At 47.3% G+C, this 15,905-nt stretch carries 15 protein-coding genes and 1 pseudogene; 10 read left to right on the top strand and 6 right to left on the bottom strand.

The features are described 5' to 3' along the window. The first annotated feature begins 27 nt into the window (after positions 1-27). Positions 28-1,095, top strand: coding sequence for a ribonucleotide-diphosphate reductase subunit beta (locus H2515_RS03610; protein WP_049786905.1), 1,068 nt, complete (start codon positions 28-30; stop codon positions 1,093-1,095). Positions 1,096-1,494: 399 nt separating this feature from the next. Here H2515_RS03610 and H2515_RS03605 read toward each other — a convergent pair whose 3' ends face one another. Further along, positions 1,495-2,586 carry an SDR family oxidoreductase gene (locus H2515_RS03605; protein WP_198660928.1) on the bottom strand — a complete coding sequence of 364 codons (1,092 nt, stop codon included), beginning with the start codon at positions 2,584-2,586 and terminating at the stop codon, positions 1,495-1,497. A 181-nt stretch (positions 2,587-2,767) separates the two neighbouring features. Then, positions 2,768-2,911 (bottom strand): GFA family protein, encoded by a 144-nt coding sequence (locus H2515_RS16000; RefSeq protein WP_231551025.1) that lies wholly within the window; start codon positions 2,909-2,911, stop codon positions 2,768-2,770. A 317-nt stretch (positions 2,912-3,228) separates the two neighbouring features. On the opposite strand from H2515_RS16000, the gene H2515_RS03595 reads away from it, so the two are divergent. After that, the gene (locus H2515_RS03595; protein ID WP_085537857.1) at positions 3,229-3,534 is read left to right on the top strand and encodes an Lpp/OprI family alanine-zipper lipoprotein; all 306 of its coding nucleotides are present in this window, start codon (positions 3,229-3,231) and stop codon (positions 3,532-3,534) included. Positions 3,535-3,858: 324 nt separating this feature from the next. Here the strand turns inward: H2515_RS03595 and H2515_RS03590 are convergent, their stop codons facing one another. Next, positions 3,859-4,506 (bottom strand): Pr6Pr family membrane protein, encoded by a 648-nt coding sequence (locus H2515_RS03590; protein ID WP_198660927.1) that lies wholly within the window; start codon positions 4,504-4,506, stop codon positions 3,859-3,861. A 53-nt stretch (positions 4,507-4,559) separates the two neighbouring features. Further along, the gene (locus H2515_RS03585; protein ID WP_198660926.1) at positions 4,560-4,832 is read right to left on the bottom strand and encodes a hypothetical protein; all 273 of its coding nucleotides are present in this window, start codon (positions 4,830-4,832) and stop codon (positions 4,560-4,562) included. Between the two features lie 191 nt (positions 4,833-5,023). Here H2515_RS03585 and H2515_RS03580 point away from each other — a divergent pair, with 191 nt between their 5' ends. Further along, entirely contained in the window at positions 5,024-5,347 is a 324-nt protein-coding gene (locus tag H2515_RS03580; protein ID WP_198660925.1) for a hypothetical protein, read from the top strand. Positions 5,348-5,430: 83 nt separating this feature from the next. On the opposite strand, the gene H2515_RS03575 is transcribed toward H2515_RS03580, so the two are convergent. Continuing rightward, positions 5,431-5,841 (bottom strand): hypothetical protein, encoded by a 411-nt coding sequence (locus tag H2515_RS03575; protein WP_198660924.1) that lies wholly within the window; start codon positions 5,839-5,841, stop codon positions 5,431-5,433. A gap of 109 nt (positions 5,842-5,950) precedes the next feature. On the opposite strand from H2515_RS03575, the gene H2515_RS03570 reads away from it, so the two are divergent. The 7 genes from H2515_RS03570 (at position 5,951) to H2515_RS03540 (ending at position 14,690) form a co-directional block, all read left to right on the top strand. Continuing rightward, a complete protein-coding gene (locus H2515_RS03570; RefSeq protein WP_014027884.1) occupies positions 5,951-6,631 on the top strand; it encodes an ArsR/SmtB family transcription factor in 681 nt (226 codons plus the stop codon). Between the two features lie 1,980 nt (positions 6,632-8,611). Next, complete coding sequence (locus tag H2515_RS03565; protein WP_232821536.1) at positions 8,612-9,865, top strand: OprD family outer membrane porin; 1,254 nt, start codon at positions 8,612-8,614, stop codon at positions 9,863-9,865. A 27-nt stretch (positions 9,866-9,892) separates the two neighbouring features. Further along, positions 9,893-10,753 (top strand): ABC transporter substrate-binding protein, encoded by an 861-nt coding sequence (locus tag H2515_RS03560; RefSeq protein WP_198660922.1) that lies wholly within the window; start codon positions 9,893-9,895, stop codon positions 10,751-10,753. A 15-nt stretch (positions 10,754-10,768) separates the two neighbouring features. Further along, a complete protein-coding gene (locus H2515_RS03555) occupies positions 10,769-12,340 on the top strand; it encodes an amino acid ABC transporter permease/ATP-binding protein (RefSeq protein WP_198660921.1) in 1,572 nt (523 codons plus the stop codon). A 106-nt stretch (positions 12,341-12,446) separates the two neighbouring features. Beyond that, positions 12,447-12,839, top strand: coding sequence for a Rid family detoxifying hydrolase (locus H2515_RS03550; protein ID WP_198660920.1), 393 nt, complete (start codon positions 12,447-12,449; stop codon positions 12,837-12,839). Next, positions 12,799-13,911: an acetamidase/formamidase family protein gene (locus H2515_RS03545; RefSeq protein ID WP_232821535.1), complete on the top strand. Its 1,113-nt coding sequence runs from the start codon at positions 12,799-12,801 to the stop codon at positions 13,909-13,911. Before H2515_RS03550 ends, H2515_RS03545 begins: the two co-directional genes overlap by 41 nt. A 323-nt stretch (positions 13,912-14,234) precedes the next feature. Then, entirely contained in the window at positions 14,235-14,690 is a 456-nt protein-coding gene (locus H2515_RS03540) for a sulfite exporter TauE/SafE family protein (protein ID WP_232821534.1), read from the top strand. Positions 14,691-14,807: 117 nt separating this feature from the next. On the opposite strand, the pseudogene H2515_RS16465 reads toward H2515_RS03540, so the two are convergent. After that, a pseudogene (locus H2515_RS16465) lies at positions 14,808-15,846 on the bottom strand (IS5 family transposase). Positions 15,847-15,905 lie beyond the last annotated feature (59 nt).

Here is a 15,905-nt window from a genome sequence, read left to right as displayed (position 1 = left end):
GAACCTATTCCCGATGGGCCGTTAACGATGCGTCCAGAGCATGTTAGTGGTATCGAAGAGACTGCCATGACCAGTTTTGAGCGGGTGCGTGCCGAAGATAAACGCATTATTAACGGGTGCGCCGATGTCAACCAGTTGGTGCCCTTTAAATACCAGTGGGCCTGGGATAAGTACCTCGCCGCCTGCGCCAACCACTGGATGCCGCAGGAGATTCAGATGTCCAGGGACATCGCCCTGTGGAAAGACCCCAAGGGGCTGACCGAGGATGAGCGGCGCATCGTGAAGCGCAATCTGGGCTTTTTTGTGACTGCGGACAGCCTGGCGGCCAACAACATTGTACTGGGCACGTATCGTCACATCACCGCCCCGGAATGCCGCCAATATATGCTGCGCCAGGCCTTTGAAGAGGCTATTCATACCCACGCCTATCAGTACATTGTCGAATCCATTGGCCTCGATGAAGGCGAGATATTCAACATGTACCATGAGGTGCCATCGGTACGGGATAAAGATCAGTTTCTGATGCCCTTTATCGACATTCTGGCGGACCCCCATTTCAAAACCGGCACCCTGGAAAATGATCAGAAGTTATTACGCTCGCTGATCGTGTTTGCGGCAATCATGGAGGGCACCTTTTTCTATGTGGGTTTCAGCCAGATTCTGGCGATGGGTCGACAGAACAAAATGGTGGGCGCGGCGGAGCAGTATCAGTACATCCTGCGCGATGAATCCATGCACTGCAATTTCGGTATCGATATGGCCAACCAGATCAAGGTGGAAAATCCGCAGCTCTGGACAGAGGCTTTCCAGCAGGAAATCATCGACCTGATCCGCCGTGGCGTAGAACTGGAATGTGCTTATGCCGACGATACCATGCCCCGCGGCGTGCTCGGCCTGAATGCACCGGTCTTCAGAGAATACGTCCAATATATCGGCAATCGCCGCTTGGTGCAGCTCGGTTTGCCGCAGCAATATCCGGGCGTACAGAATCCCTTCCCGTGGATGAGCGAAATGATGGATCTCAAGAAAGAGAAGAACTTTTTTGAGACGCGGGTCACCGAGTATCAGACCGGCGGAGCGCTGAGCTGGGAATAAGCCATTGGACATCATTGGACGACACATAAAGTGAGACTGGCGCGACACATAAAATGAGATCAAGCGATACCAGGCAGCCAAACGTCGGCTGCCTATTTTGGTGTAGTGATGCCAAAAGATAAAAACCTCGGCTCGCGCGTAATGTGTACCCATAATTCGAATGTCCACAGGGCAGCGTAACCGGACGTACAAAAGTTGGTGGTCAGCACCCATCACAGTTGGGTGACGTTTGCTGGACATAGAAAGATAGACGGCTTTATCGACACACTCAGGGCCAGAAATGGCCCTAAAAGTATCATAAAATAGAGGCGTCATAAAACGTTCATTAAAGTGAGTGGCAAGCTAAAATCGCCAAAATCCAGTTATCCTAACTCAAACCCCACCGTGAGCGCATCTAAATCATGGAATGAGGCGATATTCGCGCATGTGGCCTAGGTGCTGCACTATGCTCTCATGTGTGTCGATGCAGCCTGTAAAGCCCGCACTCCTAATTTTGATTGTGCTTTGAACCATGTCAAAGTCGGTATTCAGCCAACCATCAAGGAATGGCCATGCGGCAATTTCTGCCCAAGGCGTCGCCTGAAGTTTATTCTTTTTGACAATTCTCTCCCATATTGAAGCTTTGTCGGACATCTGCTCAGAGAGCAGCATCGGCTGAGGTGTCGCGGTTGGCATATCGAAAAATTCGGCTATTTCTGACCAAAGATGCTGCCACCGAAAATTATCACCATTAGTGACATTAAAAATCTCATTGCGCGCAGTCTTCGTCGATAATGACCAGAGAACGGCTTCGGCCAGTACCCCTACGTCAGTCATTTGATGCAACGCCGACCACGCACCGAGACTGCCGGGAAAGCGGAGAGGAACACAAAGTTCTCGACTGATCGAAGCAAAACTCGCTAACCCCGTTAGCATATTCATTGGCGAACCGATACTTGGTCCGATCACACCGTCCGGTCGCAGGACGGTCCAGCTAAACCGATCTCGTTCGGCCTGCTCCCACAAAATGTCTTCTTGGTCATTGTAGAAGATAGGCCCCAGGAAGCGCGCATCACTTTCCTTCGCAGGTGTTTTGTAGGGACCGAGGTGCTCACCATAAGATTTGCCACCACCAATCAGCACGACATGATTCAGATTGGCTCCTACATCTTTTAAAGTGGTGATGGTGTTGCTTAACATGGTGACATTGGGGGCAATAGTCGCGGCCATAGTATCACGCTCCGTATAGGCGCAAAACACAATATCCGTGACTGTGGTCAAGCTAGAGAATGCTTTCTTCGTAGATGCCAGGTCCAGCAAGTCAACCTGAACATGTGGTGGTGCAATTTTGCCATTCAACAATTTGTGGGGGGCTTCGCGACGTGCCACGGTCGTCACCCTCCAGTTTGGTAACGGAGAAATTGCATCGACAACGCCGTTTCCCACTACGCCATAACCGCCCACCACAATGAGGTGGCGTGAAAAATTCTTATCAGTTTTATTTTTAGTCATGAGAGATGACTCCATCTTAAGGTAAGCAACTGAGCAGTGCTGAGATTTATATTTTAGCTCTGTTCCCGTTGGAACTTCGGAAGATCGGGATTCATAAAATCCCAATGTGCCGCACTAGATGTGAATATATCAACGTTTGGCTTGAACAGTGAAGCATCATCTAGTGTGCCAGCACGCAGTCCTAAGAGACCAAGATACCGCTCCAATTTTCGAATAATTGAGAGCCACATTTAGGGCAGAACCCGCGACTATCTTTCTTACCGCTGTCGGCTATTGGTTCGTAGCATTTGGCTTCCCCGTATATTTTCACGGAACCATCTGGCATAAATATCGCTGGTGTAAATGCTCCACCAGATGTTCTCTGGCAATCGCGGCAGTAGCCGTTCCCCAAGAAAACCGCATCCCTGTAGCCTCATATAGAACATCTCCACAGAGGCATCCACCATGCATTTTGTTTGTCATAAGCTTGTTATCCCATTAATTGTTTGTTAGGGAGACCTTTTGCATCATACTGTTGCATGGTCGCTGATTCAGGGCTGCAAGTTTGTGGCTATCGTCGAAAAACATGCTAAAGACTAGTGTGTTGTTGTTTTTTAGCTATGCTTTTCCCGCCTATTATCCAACCTAATAAAGGAAACTACCATGAGCAAGTTCACCACCGCCTTGAAAGTAACCGCGCTGATTTTGCCCTTGGGCTTGGCCGGTTGTGCGACCACCTCTGACCTCGGCAAAGTTGCTGCCAAGGCTGACGCCGCACAGTCCACCGCCAACGAGGCTTTGGCCAAGGCCAATTCCGCGCAGAGCACCGCGACAGACGCGCTGAGCAAGGCTAACGCTGCGCAGAGCACTGCTGGTCAGGCGATGAACACAGCCAACGTCGCCAATCAGAAGGCTGATGAGGCCAACGTGAAGGTAGAGCGGATGTTCAAGAAGGCGATGATGAAGTAATTCTCGCGCCGATTGTTTGCGATGGGTCCTGTCGATTCTTTGGCGGGACCTTTTCGCGTTTGAGCGTCGGATAGGATTCGGCGGCAACTTCGTCCGTGTTTGATGCTGGCCACCGTGGTACCTATGTCATAAAAAATCGGCTAAGTCATGCAACTTCATGTCAGGAATCACTTAATTTTTTATTATGTTCAATCGATTTGTTGGTTGGACAAATCTACCGTGGCATGTCCGCCGCCTCGTCATCCATCACGGGCCGGCCTGGGTCGGTACGGATGGCCTGCCAATAGCTGATTTTCGACCCACAACCAGTGCCCGGTATCGGTATTACCATTTGTTACGCCTGTGGCAGTGCTTCGTGCTGGATGTGGCGTCCCCCTTGAATCGCTCCACGGTAACCAGAAGCAGTGCGAGCGCAATAAAACCCACCAAAACCCCCAAGGCATTTGCCAAGGCTTGCTCGTAGCCCAGTTCCGCCGCATTAATGAATGGATAGGGGTAAACACCGGACAGGGCGCCGCGTGTCATGGCATACACAAAATAGAGGACCGGGTAGAGCATCCAGGTGAAAACACTCGTCCAGCGCACATCCCCTCTCGGGACGGCAACCCACCAGTAGACCAGAAAGAGCAACGGCATGACATAATGGAGTAGCATATCGGCCACGAGTTGGAGCCCTTCAGGGTGCCATAGATGTTGCAGAAGCAGGGCGTAGGCGATACCCACCAGGGCGATGCTTGCCGCAATACCTGTATTCACCCCCGGTCGCGTAAAGAATTCGGCAACGCTAGATCGTACCCGCAGCAGAGAGGCGGTCAGCGCCAACGCCACCAGAAAGTTCGTCAGGATGGTGAAGAAGCTGAAATAGATGACCAGCCCGCCAAACACGCCCTTACCGTGCGCGATGGACAATTGCAGGGACAGGTAGAACTGCAGGGCGAGGGTCATCCAGCCGAGACCTGCTGATGTGGCCACGAACGATTTGAACCTGTGCCCCCATATCACGGCCATCTGCGAAGGGAACCTATTCAATGCCGCATCCCCTGCAAACTGTCCACGAGTACACGGTCGGCAAAGTCCACACGGATAAAACCCAACCGGGGATATTCCATATCCATGATGGTGAACAAGGTAACAGAGAGTGCCGAGGCAAAGAGAATAGTCTGTAGCCAGGATATCTTGGGACTGGAGGCCATGCCGTAGCCCGCAAGCAGGGCAGCTATCAGCGCCACGCCGAATAATACGATGAAGATGATTAGGGGCGGGTGGGTACGCGCAGCAACCAGTCGCGTTGTAGTCATGTCGAATGTCGCATTGAGCGCCATGCCATCAGACTGACGATGGCTGTGTTGTTCGTGGCCAGAGGGCTGCGGACGTGCCTTGTTGCCAAAGGGCAGCCTGCAATTTGAGGCTCTGCAAATACGCCGTATGTGCGGCTGGGGATCCCACCGGGGCAAAGTAGTCCGATCAGGGTAAATACGGTTCCATTGATGTGGCTGACCCCGTTATTATCGTTGTCGCCGGACCGGCTTCTCTGTTGTCGGCCGAGATGGTAACCAAAACGCACAAAAACAATGAGAAGAACAAAAAGGGCGACGGAAAACATCCATATGCTATCGTAAGACTTGATCATGAACATCCTTTGTCATTAAACCAGGGTGTAACGAACCCTTTTTTCCCATGCCGGTCATTACCGTGCCAGTGGATTATTATGGCTCATGGCTCCATCGAGTTCGATAGTTCGCCAGTGAACATCACCGATTTTGTCATTTTGCTCCAGCATTTGCTCAGCGCCTATTTTCTGAAAACGCTGTGATGGCACGTGTTGTCTCTCAATGACACGTGCTTTTACACGCTCGGAATGATACGCAGCGAGCCCTTGACCCCTTGACCATATCCCTAGCCGCCGATCGGAATGACCTGAAAATCGACAAGCTCGTCCGGTTCTCCGCTATAGACCTGATACCCGGTGGTCTCGATGGCCAAAAAAGCGCCATGAGCCAACCCTGCCGGGTGCAGAAGGTAGTCCCCCGGGAAAAGACGCTGCCGTCCCGACTTGTCACCGTGGCCGCCAGCGAGAATGTAGATGTGTTCGTCGGAGCGGGCGTTCGCCACGATCTTGATGAGCATTCCTGGGGGTGGGGAGAAGCGGACGATCTGCGCCATGCCGCCGCCTTCGGATCGGCGGTCGCTCAATACCTTGAAATGAACCGTTTCCTCGCCTTGGAAGAGGGACAGATCCCCCAGTGCCTGGCTGCCGGGGATCCACGGAATCTGCTCTGGCGTGGCGATGATGGGGTGCAGGGACATGACATTCTCCTTTTTTTGCGCGTTCACGAAAGAGCAGCCACTATACTCCCGTGAAGGAATCACTGGTTTCGATGATGATCGAAATATGGAATAAGGAGGGAGTGCGCACATGGAGCTGCACAAAGTGGTCGCGTTGCTAGGCGTTCCGGCCCGTGCAGCCATGGCCTGGGCCCTGGTTGGAGGCGACGCGTTACCCGCCAGTGAACTGGCCTACCGGGCAGGGGTGACCCCCCAGACCGCTAGCCACCATTTGGCCCGGATGGTGGATGGTGGACTGCTTGCGGTGGAACGCTGTCTACGCTACCGCTACTATCGTTTGGCCAGTCCGGCGGTGGCCGAAATCCTGGAGAGTCTGATGGCACTATCCGGCCCGCCGATCCTCAAGAATCGCCCAGACCGCGCCGCAGTGGATCCATTGTGCCAAGCACGGAGTTGTTACGATCATCTGGCGGGGAGTCTTGCGGTCGCCTTGGCAGATACCCTACGGCGCAACGGGTGGATAAACCTCCAGGAACGCGATTATCAGGTTACAGAGATTGGCGAACATGGATTCGCGGCTTTCGGGTTGGATCTGCCCGCCCTACGTCATCAGCAGCGGCTTTTCGCGCGGCGCTGTATCGATTGGAGCGAGCGTCGACCCCATATCGGTGGAGCGCTGGGGGCCGCTTTGATGACGCGCTTCCAGGAGTCTGGATGGATACGGAAAAACCCCGGAGATCGAAAAATATGGGTTTCGAGTGTCGGCCAACAAGGGCTGTGGAAAACCTTCGGTGTTGATGCGACACCATAAGTGGTCGCGCTATGCCGATGCACCGCCAAGAAGGCTCGGTCCATATCCTGCCTCTTGCGCATGAATAGTCGCTCCATAAAAACCTCCCTGCTCCGCAAAAGAGGTCATGATAAATAAAACTACACAACGTCGCCGCTGCCTATGGATGACCGTGGAATTCGTGGCCGGATGAGACTGGAATACGTTGGCCCTATGGTGGACTATACGGATAATGTAATGTGATCACCGCCAATGAACGGCCACAATCAGTTTGCAGTCGATGATCAAGCCGCCAACGGCGGCAGGGCAGCGTTATGTATACCTCGCGATTATGTATAGTGGTACAGTTGCGAGCCTTGCTACGCCTGGGTTGTAGGGCCGAATTGTGCTCGCGAGCTCTACATAATAAACGCCATTTTGGAGACTCCAGCAAGATGACTGCCCACCGGCGGTGCCGAATATTGGTGTCAGGCTTCCGGATCGGAAGAAGTGCTAGGATTCACAGGCAACCACCTTCCCGAGCAGTAAGTTAATGGTGATCCAAAGATCTCTGATCAGCATTGTGGCCATGGATCAGACCGGTAGCTGGGGTGTTGATCTGTGGCGCATGCGGAGCCCTGTCGTGGTGACTACACACCGAACCGACCAATTTTATGTATAGCATCACGCGATACCGCTCCTACCAAATGGCGAGCATTGACAGGGCTTACAGCCAGCTCGACATGCGCACTATACATAATCACGAGGTATACATAACGCTGCTTATGTATACATACACATAAGCAGCGGAAGCAGTCATTCACCTGCCAGGAAACTCATCTCGCTGGTCCAAGCAGCTCCATCTAGCCTTTGGGCAGGCGGTATACTCTGAAAAACCAGCCGCAGGAGATGTGTGCCGCATACGAATCTGAGGTCCCCTTTTAAAGAACTTGGCTTTCGATAATGAATCACTCGCCGTCCCTACAGCAGTACCGCGTCGGCTACGGTGGTCACGTCTCGATGATTCATGCCAGTGAGTCATATGAAGCTGACTGGTAATCAGCGTAGACATTCGATTCATTATGGATAGATATCAAAGACTAACCACACAAGAAAGCCCATGACGCAATTCTACTCATTGTTTGCCAGGTCATATCGGCACCTCTCATAGGAGGTGATGAAAAGATGACCCATCTAAATTTAGGGAAACAAGACCGCCACGCAAAACATGCACTACTTTGGTGCATGCAGTGATTGTATGGTGCAGACATACATTGTGCACGGTTCGGGGAGAATTAAAGAAATAATATCCGATTTTAGTTGTAATATGGTGACATGTGAATATTTATGACGCCTTACACCAGACAACGTAAGTTAATGCACAAAATCTGTGCGAACAAAATAGTGCAATAGCCTGTATCAAGGTGATCATACAACTGACTATTTATGTTGAGATTCACCATTCTCTAATGCGATTGGTAGTTCCTTAGCCACCCTCGATATAAAAAACTGCGCCTCGAATCAAAGATCTATCGCCGCCTAAATAGATAGTTTTATTTATGTGTTTCATGCAGATAGCAAGTCACAGGCTTCGCAATGAGGTTGTGATCTTCCGGCATTCAGACCTTAATGTTAAGAGTAATCCAAAAACAAAATATTACATGAGGCGGTAAGAAGATTTACTTGGCACGTCTATTGCTTGTGGTAGGTTGTCGATGTGGCAACCCAGTTGAACCAAATCGACTTATTGAGCAGTAAAGTAAACAATTATTTGACAGACGAAGGATAGAGATTTCTTCAACGTTAAACGCGATGGAAAATTAAATATGTAACCCCAATGTGAAAACCATGCTTGAAGTTATTTTCGTGGGGCAAAGGAGCATACTTGCCTTTATAACTACACCAAACAAAAGATTTTGATAGTCTACCAGATCAACTTGAAGAAATTATGTTTTATAAACGATGAGCATGAAGCAGTTAAAGAATCTCATACTTTTCAGCATGATAAATAACAGGTTAAAAATGATAAAACGTACCGCAATTATATCGACTTGCATTCTAAGTCTAACTGGCATGACACGGATAGCATCAGCCGCAACCCCAGCTTGGTTGGTTGGATCGACCATCAAAGGATTTATTGCTTCATATGACTGGACATCAATAAATAATCAATTCTCTAAATATAACCAATATACATTAACAGAAGGTGGAGGACTATTCCTTGGGACACCAACATATGACGGATTTAGTGTCGCTGTAGAGCCACTGGTGCAAAGTGGTCTCGGTCTTCATGCATCAAACCCAAACCATGTGTCAAGAACTCTGGGGCCATCCGTGACGGCATTAGGTCAAGCCTATATTAAATACCATAATTATAGAACAACATTTAAAGTCGGAGACTTCGAGTTGAAAAACACTCCATGGAACAGTTCTGCCATGGGAATAAGGTTGTTGCCAATGACATTTCAAGGTGTTCACATAAAAACTAGTCCTATGACTGGATTAACTTTTTATGCCACGCGGATTTTTCGTTTCCGATATGTCAACCAAAGTCAGTATAACAGAGGGACCGTATACAGTACTTATAAACCAAACATATTAGATCGAGCATCTTCCGGTTTTTTAAGCGTAGGCGCAGCCTATAATGGAAGGATACTAGGTGATCCCGGAATAAAATCAAACGACAGCTTATGGTTTTGGGATTATTATCAATATGCTAGGCTGTATTTGGCGCAATCTATAAATTCAGTAGAAATGGGATCTATTAAGGGCCTATTTGGCGTTCAGTTGATGCACGCTGGAAAGAAAAATGGCTTTCTTGGTTCAGTCAACGCACAACTATATGGTGGTGAAGTTGGCATGGCATATAAGCCGATTAAGGTTGTGTTCACATATGACTACCTCCCAGCACATCCTGGGACATTTAACTATGGGGGACTGGTAACACCATATAATTCAACAACTGATTCTGGCCCATTGTTTTCCCAGCCAATAACCGACAGTACAGAAGACTTTGGCTCGGGTTCCGCCTATGGGGTACATTTTTATTACACAGGAATAAAAAACTTGTTTACACAACTGCGCTTTATATACCTGCACATGCGCACCTCACAAATTTACTCTAATTTCCGCGATATAAGCCTTATAACGTCATATAAGTTTTCCCATGTACATGGCCTAAGAGTTAAAAATATCGCAAATTTTGCAACGAAGTTACCAGGAACAAATCTACCTAATTTCTTCCAAAATAGACTGATGCTGATATACAACTTCTAGTCATCCACAACTTTTTAAGGAGATGAGATGAACACTATTAGAAACGTGGCACTATCGTTGAGCCTTCTCACACTACCGCTTACTGCATTCGCATCAACCAATCTGCCTGCATGCGTGGCCCTCCAACATCAATATCCTGGATTCGATGGAAAAACGCTTACGCAGGCGCTGACTCCGTATACACCAGGTTACGAGTCCCTTGATCCGAACAATCCTACTAAATATATAGGTTTTGATGTAGATTTAGCGAAAGCTATAGGAGGTTGCCTAGGTTTTAAAGTAGCGTACAAACCGGTTGCTTTTGATGCACTGCTGCCAACGCTACAGGCTGGCCGTGCAAGTTTTGTAATGTCCGACATGTATGCCACAAAACTAAGAGCTAAAGCTGCAAACTTCATTACGTATGGGAAAGTATATGTCGGAAGTCTTGTAGCAAAAGGGAATCCGCTTCACATTACAGGCATTAACACGTCACTTTGTGGGCATACCGTTGCCGAAAATACAGGTTTTGTGGAAGTACTTTTGGTTAATGCTGTTGGACCAAAGTGTACGGCCATACAAAAAGCCCCACCGCATGTGTTACTGTTCAACAACAATGCAGATTGTTTTGAGGCGGTCTTAAATGGTAGAGCCAATGCCTACTTTAATGATGCTAATACAGTAGATCATGCAGTTGATAAAAACCCATCAAAATTAATGAATGCAGCAAACTTAAAGTTGCCGTATTCTTTAGGTCTTGCAGTTCCAAAAGATAACAAGACAGAACTGCCTGCTTTCAAATCCGCACTAGTTATTATTCAAAAAGCGGGTATTCAGAAAATTCTGCTAAAGAAATGGGGGCTTCCTACGAACCTCCAAGAGACCCCAAGAGTTGTTACGTCAAAATAGAAAAGGAATCGCTAAATGCACCTTTTTCTCCACTATTTATTTATGAAGTACCTCCTCGGAGGTATTAAAATTACAATATACGTAACTTTTCTGGGCCTGTTTGGCGGCGCTTTTTTTGGTATTATACTGGCTGGATTGCAACACTCTCGGATAAGACTATTAGCTCTTCTTGCTAAAATATATGTTGGAATATTTAGAGGTACACCTCTGATATTACAAATGGTTTTTGCCTACGATGCATTACCTTATATAGGCATAATGTTACCGGGAATTTTTGCGGGAGGCCTAGCGCTGGCAGCTAATGAAGCACCGTTCATTTCAGAATTAATAAGAAGTGCTCTTTCGAGTGTAGGTAATGGACAAGTAATGGCTGGTGAAACTCTGGGGCTAACCAAGCTGCATAGATCAGTTTATATCATCTGGCCGCAGGCTTTTCGTGCAGCACTCCCAGGTATAGGTAATGAAACAATATCAACGTTAAAAAACTCAGCACTAGCAATGGTCATAGCTGTTCCTGAATTAACGCTGAGGAGTACCCAGCTAGCATCATCTACATTCGACTTCTTCTCAATATTTTTTGCGGCTGGGGTTTGGTATTTGGTTTTAACTGGAGCAGTGAGCTTGGCTCAGGAAGGATTTGAAAGGATTTTAAATCACGAAGGTATTAAGTCGAACAAGAAGTATAGGTTTATGAGCTACTTCAGTAAAAACACATGGAGAAAACCAGAAATTGCCGATTCTGATTTAAAAAAAGTAGTTAATCAGGTGAACATGCAAATCTTAGAATCTAGGTCAAACTATGCTGATATAAGAGACAAAGCTCCTGGCAACTATATAGAAATAAAAAATTTGCATAAAGCATACGGTGGAAATATTGCAATAGCAAATATAAATCTAACTCTCCCTACCGCTACCACAACCGTTTTGCTTGGTTCAAGTGGGGCTGGAAAAAGTACCTTGTTGCGTTGCATAGGTCTTTTAGAATTGCCTGACGGTGGTAGCATGAGGATTGGAACGAGAACGTTTTCATTCGACTCATCAAAGCGATCATTTTATGATGCTGATAAGATGGCTGAGGAGCGTAAAGCAGGTGGCATCACTGTTGTATTTCAGAATTTTAATCTTTTCGAGCATCTAACTTCCACAGAGAATGTAATGCTCGCATTAACTTCTTCTTACAAAATACCCAATAAATACGCAAGAGATGTTGCCACTGAAGCCCTAAATTCTGTTGGATTAAAGTCTCATGCCAATAAATTGCCTAAGCATCTCTCTGGCGGCCAGCAACAACGTGTTGCGATCGCAAGAGCATTAGTTATAAAACCCAAAGTGCTTCTGATGGATGAGCCAACCTCGGCGCTAGATCCTGAGTCTGTGAATGGTGTGATTGACCTTGTCAATGTGCTAAAGGGCAATAAAGATTTGTCTATTATAATAACAACACACCAGCTAAAAGTAGCAAGCTGCTTAGGAGATAGAATAGTATTCATGAATAATGGTGGCATAGTAGAAAGTGGCACCTCTGATAACATATTATTAAATCCTAAGAATCCGCAGACGATTCGCTTTATAGAAGCTTTCCAGTGATTTTATTTGGTCAGAGTGTTTTTCCTTTTAATGTACAAATATGACTTTTTATCTATATTTTTGTGGCCAATAGTTTTCGCATGCCAAACAGTTATAAGGAGGCAAAATGCGGGTTGAGTTTAACATGGTAGCAGGAGCACCAAAGAGAATAGCGCCATATTCACATTCAGTTCTATGTGGCGATTTTCTGATGGTTACTGGACAAATGCCTATAGATCCTACAACTAATGAGTGGGTGCGTGGCTCCATAGAGAATCAAACCATGGTCGTAATGGAGAATATTAAAAATATTCTTATCTATTCACAAATGTCTATTCGGAATATAGTACAGTGCAGAGTCTTCTTATCCAGCATGGAGTTGTATGACAAGTTTAATGTTGTTTACGAGAAAATATTTGTAGACGGTGATCTTCCAGCTAGGACATGCATAGCGGTAAGTGGATTGGCAGGTGATGCCGATGTCGAAATTGATGTTATTGCATGTAGACGCACGGATTGATTTATTCTTAGGAATGTCAGATCTCATAGAGGGATTTATGTTATACAAAATAGTGGCGACACCAAAAAATGTTCATTGGGGATATTTTGATGCCTCATTAAGTCCAGTCCAAATTGTAAAAGACGGAGATATAATAATGATGGAAGCAATTACCCATCATGCTGGTGATGCTCCTAACCTGATGATGGATAAGGGAATAGAAAAAATATTCACCGACATACCAATTGAAGACAGAAATCCTGGTGTTCATATTATGACAGGACCGCTATATGTCCAGGGTGCAAAGCCTGGAGACATGCTTGAAGTCGAGTTTCTAGCTATGGATGTCAGAAATCCGTATGGGTCTAACTATGCTGCACCATGGGGATATCTTTATGAGGAGACAGATAGGAGTGAGAGAGTAACAATATATCGTGCAGACACGGCAAATATGTTTGTCCGGGCTGTATATGCATATGATTATCCAGACGAATATAGTTATCCTGGGAAAATAGTCAACGATGCATGCTGTTGCCACGAGGCGGCCTGCGAAGGGATAGCTGTTACCATGGCTCATCACCTTGGGACAGCAGGCGTTGCGCCCGATCTGCCGGGACGGATTAGCACAATACCTCCTGGTGCGCATGGTGGGAACATAGACAATTGGAGAATTGGTGCAGGGTCGAAAATGTTTTATCCAGTTTTTGTTGACGGCGCTTTATTTTCCATAGGAGATCCTCATATATCCCAAGGTGATGGTGAACTTAATGGTACAGCGATAGAGGCCTCACTGGATGTCGTTATTCGTGTTAAAGTTCGCAGAGATTTTTACTTTCCTACGCCACTTCTTGAAACATCAAATGAATGGCTAGTACACGGATTTGATGTTGATCTTAATGCTGCCATGCGTAATACTGCGGCGGATACATTACGGTTTCTTACTAAAATTAAGAAACTAACTAGAAATGATGCCTATTCTATTGCTAGCATTGCCTGTAACTTCGGAATTACACAAGTTGTTGATGATAAAAAGGGAGTTCACTCCATTATCCCCAAGTCCATGTTCAGACCGGATATAATTAAATTTTTTTGACTTATAAAAAGTTGACAATCATTTTGAAAAAACAAACTTTATTCTTGTCAAAAAAAATGAATGTACCGGAGCTTTAAAACATCTTTAAAAATATTATAAATAACGTTAATAGTGATAGTTATTGGGTTTTGAAATATACTATTATCTATTTTAGAAACCAATTTTGCGGTGATCGTGATTATTAGTTCGTCTTCTATTACGCTAATCGCGTGATTCATACGAGCGACCCGCATCCCTGTGACTACCCCTTTAGTTGCATGCTATAAATCTTATCCAGATGACTTGTTACGTTTTTTTAATGTGATATAAAAGTGGAATTCAATATGAGTATTATTTTTATTTATTTACTGGCTGGTGCATTCGCCGGAGTGTTGTCAGGCATGCTTGGGGTTGGCGGTGGCATCATCTTGGTTCCCATCCTAATCTTAATATTTAGCAGCAGCAGTATGCCGGCAGGCTTGGTGGCGCATATGGCTATTGGGACTTCATTGTCAACTATTATTTTCACTTCAATGTCCGCAATTTATGCTCAGCATAGACGAAGAGCGATTGATTGGGTGCTGACTAGAAAGCTTGCCCCTGGAATCATTCTCGGAAGTTTAATTAGTGGATATCTTGCGGGTCTAATTCCTGGGTTAGTTTTAAAAGTGATGTTTGGCTTGTTTTTATCAGTGGCAGCTTTACAATTGTTTTTTGAATGGCGTCCCGCTCCCTATCGGACATTGCCTGGTCAGGTAACTCTTGTGGGCACTTCGAATAACAAAAATTTCACGACTTGAGAATGGAATATCCCCCTTTCCTCGCCACTTTCAGGCGATTTTTACGCATTATCCCTACTTTATCTGCGTATTTCCAGTATTTTTAGCCTTTTTCGTGGGCTTTGGACGGATTGATCCCTACCTGGCCACCGATTGCTGCATTAAGCAGGTAAATCGCCGCATGTTATAGACCAGATTCATCATGCCGATTTTGACTTCAGCGCGAGCCATACCAATGGTGCGCAGAAACTTACCACCCTGCTGTACCATGGCGCCAAAGGCATGCTCAACCCGTGCGCGGTGGTGTGACCGGCGCGTGTTGGCCAACTCCTGGGCCTTGGTCAAGGGCGGTTGCGTTGCGCCTTCTCGTGGATTCGGCTGCGGTAACCTTTTTGACATAGCATTTGCTCCGCTTCCGTTGAACGATAGGCGCTGTCCGCAAAAACCTGTACGCCCTGATTCTCCGGGTCCAGAAGCGCTTCCAGGCACTGACTGTCATGCACAGCGGCATCCGTGACCATGTACTGATGAATCAGCTTGTGGCGCTTGTCCACGTTGATATGGTTCTTGTATCCGAAGAAACTGCGGCCATTCTTTTGGTCCAGCGGGCATCGGTGTCTTTCTGGCGGCGCTTGGCGGGCTGATCCTGCCACGTCTGGGGCGTTTCGCCCTGATTGACCTGTTCCCGCTCCTTCCGGTGCATCCGTTGCCGTGGAACCGTCACAAAACTCGCGTCGATGATTTGCCCGGCCCGTGCGGCGTAGCCGGCTTCCCGCAGAAAAGCATGGAAGGCCGTGAACAGTCGCTCCGTCAGTTTGGCCTGGGCCAGTGATTCACGGAATAGCCATAAGGTCGTGTTATCGGGTACGGCTTCCTCCAACCCAAGCCCCAGGAAACGCTGAAAACTGAGGCGATCCCGAACCTGGTATTCGGTTTGTTCGTCGCTGAGATTGTGCAGTTGCTGTAACACCATCATCTTGAAGAGCAGCATCCGGTCGTAGGGCTTCCTCCCTCCCGGCCCTTTGGGTTTGGCCTTCGGCACACTCTCCAGAATTGGGCGGAAGCGCTCCCAGGGAATGAGCCGGTTGAGCAGCGGCAGGCCGTCGCCCAGCAAATCCAGTTCCCGCAACCGGCGGTCTCCGGGGAAAAATCCTGTTTGCCCTACCAGTCCTGCCATGGTTGCTCTCCCTTCCAATCGGCTCCCTATATTTTACTGGAAGTGGGGAGTTTTTCGAA

The organism is Acidithiobacillus ferrivorans, from assembly GCF_016250455.1.
In the GTDB taxonomy this organism is placed as follows: Bacteria; Pseudomonadota; Gammaproteobacteria; order Acidithiobacillales; family Acidithiobacillaceae; genus Acidithiobacillus; species Acidithiobacillus ferrivorans.
The sequence above is the reverse complement of the archived record's forward strand: the minus strand, read 5'-3'. Positions and strand labels throughout refer to the sequence as shown.

Excerpts from the sequence above, each read along its gene's own strand:
- H2515_RS03610 (WP_049786905.1), top strand. The coding sequence starts at position 28 with ATGCGTCCAGAGCATGTTAGTGGTATCGAAGAGACTGCCATGACCAGT.
- H2515_RS03605 (WP_198660928.1), bottom strand. The coding sequence starts at position 2,586 with ATGACTAAAAATAAAACTGATAAGAATTTTTCACGCCACCTCATTGTG.
- H2515_RS16000 (WP_231551025.1), bottom strand. The coding sequence starts at position 2,911 with ATGCCAGATGGTTCCGTGAAAATATACGGGGAAGCCAAATGCTACGAA.
- H2515_RS03595 (WP_085537857.1), top strand. The coding sequence starts at position 3,229 with ATGAGCAAGTTCACCACCGCCTTGAAAGTAACCGCGCTGATTTTGCCC.
- H2515_RS03585 (WP_198660926.1), bottom strand. The coding sequence starts at position 4,832 with ATGACTACAACGCGACTGGTTGCTGCGCGTACCCACCCGCCCCTAATC.
- H2515_RS03575 (WP_198660924.1), bottom strand. The coding sequence starts at position 5,841 with ATGTCCCTGCACCCCATCATCGCCACGCCAGAGCAGATTCCGTGGATC.
- H2515_RS03570 (WP_014027884.1), top strand. The coding sequence starts at position 5,951 with ATGGAGCTGCACAAAGTGGTCGCGTTGCTAGGCGTTCCGGCCCGTGCA.
- H2515_RS03565 (WP_232821536.1), top strand. The coding sequence starts at position 8,612 with ATGATAAAACGTACCGCAATTATATCGACTTGCATTCTAAGTCTAACT.
- H2515_RS03560 (WP_198660922.1), top strand. The coding sequence starts at position 9,893 with ATGAACACTATTAGAAACGTGGCACTATCGTTGAGCCTTCTCACACTA.
- H2515_RS03555 (WP_198660921.1), top strand. The coding sequence starts at position 10,769 with ATGCACCTTTTTCTCCACTATTTATTTATGAAGTACCTCCTCGGAGGT.
- H2515_RS03550 (WP_198660920.1), top strand. The coding sequence starts at position 12,447 with ATGCGGGTTGAGTTTAACATGGTAGCAGGAGCACCAAAGAGAATAGCG.
- H2515_RS03545 (WP_232821535.1), top strand. The coding sequence starts at position 12,799 with ATGTCGAAATTGATGTTATTGCATGTAGACGCACGGATTGATTTATTC.
- H2515_RS03540 (WP_232821534.1), top strand. The coding sequence starts at position 14,235 with ATGAGTATTATTTTTATTTATTTACTGGCTGGTGCATTCGCCGGAGTG.